The organism is Geoglobus sp. (assembly GCF_054018175.1).
In genome coordinates this window covers 1-5,357 of record NZ_JBPLZQ010000073.1, presented here as the reverse complement: position 1 = coordinate 5,357, position 5,357 = coordinate 1, and the positions used below count along the sequence as shown (strand labels likewise).

Here is a 5,357-nt window from a genome sequence, read left to right as displayed (position 1 = left end):
GCTCTGGAACTTCACCGCACTGCACAGCGCGTCAGCCTGGGAGAGCATAGCGTCCTCACCGGCTGTTGCCGATGGAGTGGTTTACTTCGCCACGAACACGGCCAACGGCACAGTCTTCGCGCTAAATGCAACAACCGGACAGCTCATCTGGAGCCATGGGACGGACAACTACATAATGTCCTCCCCCTTCGTGGATAACGGGAAGCTGTACATTGGCGCCGACGACGGTAACCTCTACATCTTAGGACTGTGGAGGGGCTCGCTCACGATAGAGCCGGGATCGTTTACCGTGAAGGACGATTCGGGCAACACCTATACAGTCTCGAACTTCACGGTGCTGGGTGTACTGCAGAAGCTCAGAGAGGTGGCTGGCATAAACTACACGGTCTACCTCTCCCCATACGACAACGAGTCCCTTTTCCTCTCCTCTCTCGCAGGCATAGGGTCCAGCAGCGGCTGGTGGATGACCGAGGTGAACGGACAGGGGATAAGCAGGGGAATGCAGTTCGAGAACGTGTCGGACGGAGACGTTGTGACGTTCTGGCTATACCCTGTAGGAGCGAGCTGGGGTAGCGTTTCTGCCGAGAACGCTCCTTACCTTGTAGAGGTCGCTGTTAAAGGAAAGCTTGCAGACATTAACGGTCTTCAGGCCGGAAACGGTGTCAGGGGAGGGTACATAAGCTCGGTCGTCAACCTGACGTCGTATTACATCGGCTGGATAACCGTGGTCGTTAGCGGAACAAACTCGAACGGAGACAGCATAGTCGGGATCTCTACGGTCAGAGTTGAGCACGGGCAGACCGTCGTTGTGCCCGTCATGTTGGCGATACCGCAGCAGGCCCAGACAGGGACGTACAGCCTCTACGTTGGAGTTTACAGGCTTGGAGAATTCCCCAACGAAATCAAGACATACACGACTGCTCCAGTGTCAGTCACGGTGAGCTGAGAGGTGGTGCTCCTTGAAGGTCAGGTTCCTGCTTTTTTTAGTCCTCTCATCCATCCTGCTCATCCCGGCAGCTTCAGCTCTGACGATGAGCGTTGCTGGCGGTTACAAGGGTGAGGCTGTTACAGTTACACTCGATCAGGAGGCGTTCGTGATATTCAGGATGAACAACGGCACTCCCGTCTACGCTTACGGAACGCAGGCCAAGTTCATCCCCCACGTTACCGGGACGCTCTACATCGAGGCGAGGGCCGGAAATGAGGTTGTGAGCAGGACGGTCCAGGTTGTGGAAAGACCGCTGAGCGGTGGTGACGGTGGGACGAGCAACGTCTTTTACTCCGGCACAGTGTACCTGCCGGACGGAAGCTTCACCATCACGGCAGATACCGGAAAAACCTACACCGTGGACTGGAGGACCGCCCTCGGAGCTCTCAAGGCGGCATCCCAGCAGAAGGGCTTCAGCATCAGGATAAAGGAGATGAGCTGGGGCCCCTTCGTCTCATGCATAGCAGGGAAGTGCGAGGGGAGCGAGGGGGCGACATCGGGGTGGATGTACCAGGTCAACGGAAACACTCCTATGGTTGGGGCGAATGAGTACCGTGTCAGCGATGGTGACGTGGTCGTGTGGTACTTCTCCTCCAGCATGAGCGACACCCCCGACACGTCCTCGATGGTGCTCAGGATCACGGTCCACTACGCCACTCCTGCATCTGCCGGGGAGCTTGGAGGTGGTGCTGAGAGCGAAGGGAAGTCCGAGGAGGCTGGCGGAATTGGAGGCGAGATCCTCAACCAGACGGTTCAGGTAAGCCCGGGAGAGGTTAAGAGGATAGATCTCCCGGATAGCGTCGTCAGTGAGACTTCACTCCTCAGGCTGGATGTTCTCGCCAGCGCTCCGAAGGTAAGAGTGTGGATTTCGAAGCCAGAGACGGTCGAACTGGTCTACGGAAACCTGATAAGTGCCTTTAACCTCGAGGTGAGTGGAGCAGAGGATGTGAGGCTGGAGTTCAGGGTGAACAAGAGTGTGGACAGGGAGAGAGTGGTTCTCATGAAGTACCGCAACGGGTGGATCGAAATTCCGACGGAGTTCGAGAAGGAGGACGGGGATTACTACTACTTCACCGCGAACCTGACGAACTTCAGCACGTTCGCCATTGTGGAGAAGTGGCAGGGATTTCCTCTGAAGCCAGGTGACGAGCCGGTTGTGAAAGCCTTAAGCTGGCTCAGATCAATCCAGAACGACGACGGCGGGTTTGCGAATCCGGGTGAGGAGAGCGACGTCTCGAAGACTTCATGGGCCATCATGGCAATAGCCTCTGCAGGATACGACCCGCACGACTGGAAGAAAAACGGCAGGTCTCCCGTTGACTACCTGAAGGCCAACCTGAACTCGTCGCTCGACAAAATGGGGACCGCAGATATTGCCAGAACGATACTTGCCGTAGTTGCTGCCAACGAGAATCCGAGGAACTTCTCTGGAGTTGACTTGGTCTCCCTGCTGAAAGACAGGATGAAGGACAATGGACAGATTGGGGACTACATCTACACCACCATCTGGGGGGTGCTTGCCCTCAACGCTGCCGGTGAAAATGCCAGCAGGTCGGCAGACTGGCTAATCTCCCAGCAGAACGATGATGGTGGCTTCGCGTGGGCTGTTGGAGAGAAGAGCGACTACGACGACACGGCAGCTGCAGTACAGGCTCTGATAGCCTCTGGCGTAAGCAGGGACTCGGAGGTCATCCAGAAGGCGCTCGAATACCTTAAGACCGGTCAGAACGACGACGGGGGTTTCAGGTACTTCGGAAATTCCTCTTCGAACGCTGCAAGCGATGCCTGGATAATACAGGCTCTCGTCGCTGCGGGAGAGAACCCGATGGAGTGGAGGAAGAACAACACGAGCGTTGTTGAGCACCTGCTGAGCCTTCAGACTGAAGAGGGTTACTTCAGGTACACCGCCTACAGCACATCCAACCCCGGCTACATGACTGTCTGCGCCATAATGGCGCTGCTCGGTAAGCCACACCCGATCAGGCCAGAGTTTTCGGGAGCTGAACTGCCAGTGCCGTCGCCAACACCCGTCGCGACCCCAACCGCAACTCCGACGCCTGAAATCACACCGGCGGAGAATGGAACTCCCGCACCTGTGCCCACCGCAACTCCGGAGGTAACTCCGACATTCGAGACGACTCCTGCCAAGAAATCAAGGTGGCAGATTCCGGGCTTTGAGGTTTCAGCGGCACTTCTCGCACTTGCAGTCATCGCAGCTGCGCGCAGGAGATAGCTTTCTCCTTTTCCATTTCTTTACGGAAACATTTAAAACGACGTTTCAGAACCTTCTCTGATGATTTTCGCAAAGTACGAGAACTTGTGCAGCATATGCCACTCCACACTGACAGATGAGGAGATCGAGCAGAGAATCTGCTCGAGAAAGCACGTTCCTCTCTGCACCCATTACGTGGATAAGTTAGCTGAGGAGTTCTCTGATTTCTTCAGAAAGGCCGTTGGAGAGCCGAGGAGTATCCAGCTTTTCTGGGCGAGGAGGATATTCCAGAACGAGAGCTTTGCGGCCGTGGCTCCAACAGGTATCGGAAAAACGTCGTTTGGAATACTCATGTCACTCTTCCTGGCCAGGAAGGGGAAGCGCTCCTACCTGGTCTTTCCAACGTCACTTCTCGTAACTCAGGCTGCCGAGAAGATAGCCAGTTTTTCCAGAAGGCTCGATATGAGCGTCGGGCTGAACGAGGAGAGCGAGGTAACCGTCCTGTACTACCACGGGGGGATGAAGAGGGCAGATAAGGAGAGGTTTAACGAGCTCCTCAAGTCAGGGAAGTACGACGTGCTGATAACAACCACGGCCTTCCTGTCCAGGAACTTCGATGAGATCAGGAGCACGTTTAACTTCATCTTCGTGGATGACGTTGATGCCGTTCTGAAAGCCTCGAGGAACGTGGACAGGATTCTGCACCTGCTCGGATTCCGCAGAACGAGAGAGGGGTGGAAGGGTGAGGCGAGGGGAGTGCTAATGGTCTCAACGGCCACAGCGAGGAGAGGTCAGAAGGTGAAGCTGTTCAGGGAGCTGCTGAACTTTGACGTTGGCTCCACGACGCATGCTGTGAGGAACATTGAGGACATCGCTGTTGAGAGTGACGACATCGGGGAGCTGAAGGAAATACTTAGAGCGATGGGTGGTGGGGGGATAATCTACGCCCAGAGCACTGAAGATGCCGAGAGGATCTACGAAAGCCTGAAGGACGAGTTCAGGATTGGAATTGTGAGCTCGAAGTCCAAGAAGGATTACGAGCTCTTCGAGAGGGGGGAGCTGGACTACCTCGTCGGCACGGCCTACTACTACGGCACGCTCGTGAGGGGGCTCGACCTTCCGGAGAGGATAAGGTTCGTGGTCTTCGTGAAGGCGCCGGTATTCAGGGTCAGAATTAACGATCTGGACTCGATCAGCCAGAACATGCTCAGAGTTCTTGCGCTCATCTTCAGGGAGGACGAGAGGGTGAGGAAGCTCGTCCCCTACCTCAGCAACCTGAGTCAGAGCCAGGAGCAGGAGCTGAGGGCTGTGCTAAAGGAGCTTGTCGGGAAGGGGGGTGCGGCTGAGAGAAGGGACGTGGTTGTCAGGGAGAACGAGGTGATCTTTCCAGACGTGAGGACGTACATTCAGGGATCTGGCAGGTCATCGAGGCTCTTTGCCGGGGGCATAACCAAGGGTGCGAGCTTCCTGCTCGAGGGGGACGGAGAGGTGCTGAGGGCCTTCGTAGAGAGGGCCAGGTACTACGACGTGGAGTTCAAAAGCAGGGACGAGGTGGACTTTGAGAGCCTGCTTAAGGAAATAGACGAGTCCAGGAAGAGGTTCAGGGAAAGGGAAAAGGCAGAGGACCTGATAAAGCCGACGCTCTTCATAGTCGAGAGCCCGACGAAGGCCAGACAGATAGCGAGGTTCTTCGGTCAGCCGAGCGTAAAGGTGATGAGCGATGGGGAGGGCGTTGTGATTGCCTACGAGGTTCCAACGCCTGAGAGGGTTCTGCTGGTAACAGCAAGCCTCGGCCACGTGACGGACCTGATAACCAACAGGGCATTCCACGGGGTCGAGGTGGGAGATGGCGTTTTCAGACCAATCTATGCCTCAATAAAGAGGTGCAGGGACTGCTCGTACCAGTTCACCGAGGAGAGGGAGGACTGTCCAAAGTGCGGTAGCAGGAACGTGGACGACTCGAGGAAAAGGGTGGAGTTCCTGAGGAGGATCGCGAAGCAGACGGGTCATGTGATAATAGGGACCGATCCTGATGCTGAGGGGGAGAAAATAGCCTGGGACCTCGCCAACCTGCTGAGGGGGTGCGGAGAGGTCAAGAGAGCGGAATTTCACGAGGTGACGAGGAAGGCCATAAACGAGGCTCTGAGAAATCTCAGG

General features: G+C 56.0%; 3 protein-coding genes. All 3 read left to right on the top strand.

Going from position 1 to position 5,357, the window contains the following annotated elements; all coding sequences use genetic code 11:
• The coding region (locus tag ACXJJC_RS05935) for an outer membrane protein assembly factor BamB family protein (protein WP_456370159.1) at positions 1-946 on the top strand (946 nt) is incomplete at its 5' end.
• A gap of 13 nt (positions 947-959) precedes the next feature.
• Positions 960-3,221: a DUF4430 domain-containing protein gene (locus tag ACXJJC_RS05930; RefSeq protein ID WP_456370158.1), complete on the top strand. Its 2,262-nt coding sequence runs from the start codon at positions 960-962 to the stop codon at positions 3,219-3,221.
• 60 nt (positions 3,222-3,281) lie between these two features.
• A partial coding sequence (rgy, locus tag ACXJJC_RS05925; protein WP_456370156.1) for a reverse gyrase occupies positions 3,282-5,357 on the top strand: 2,076 nt, incomplete at its 3' end.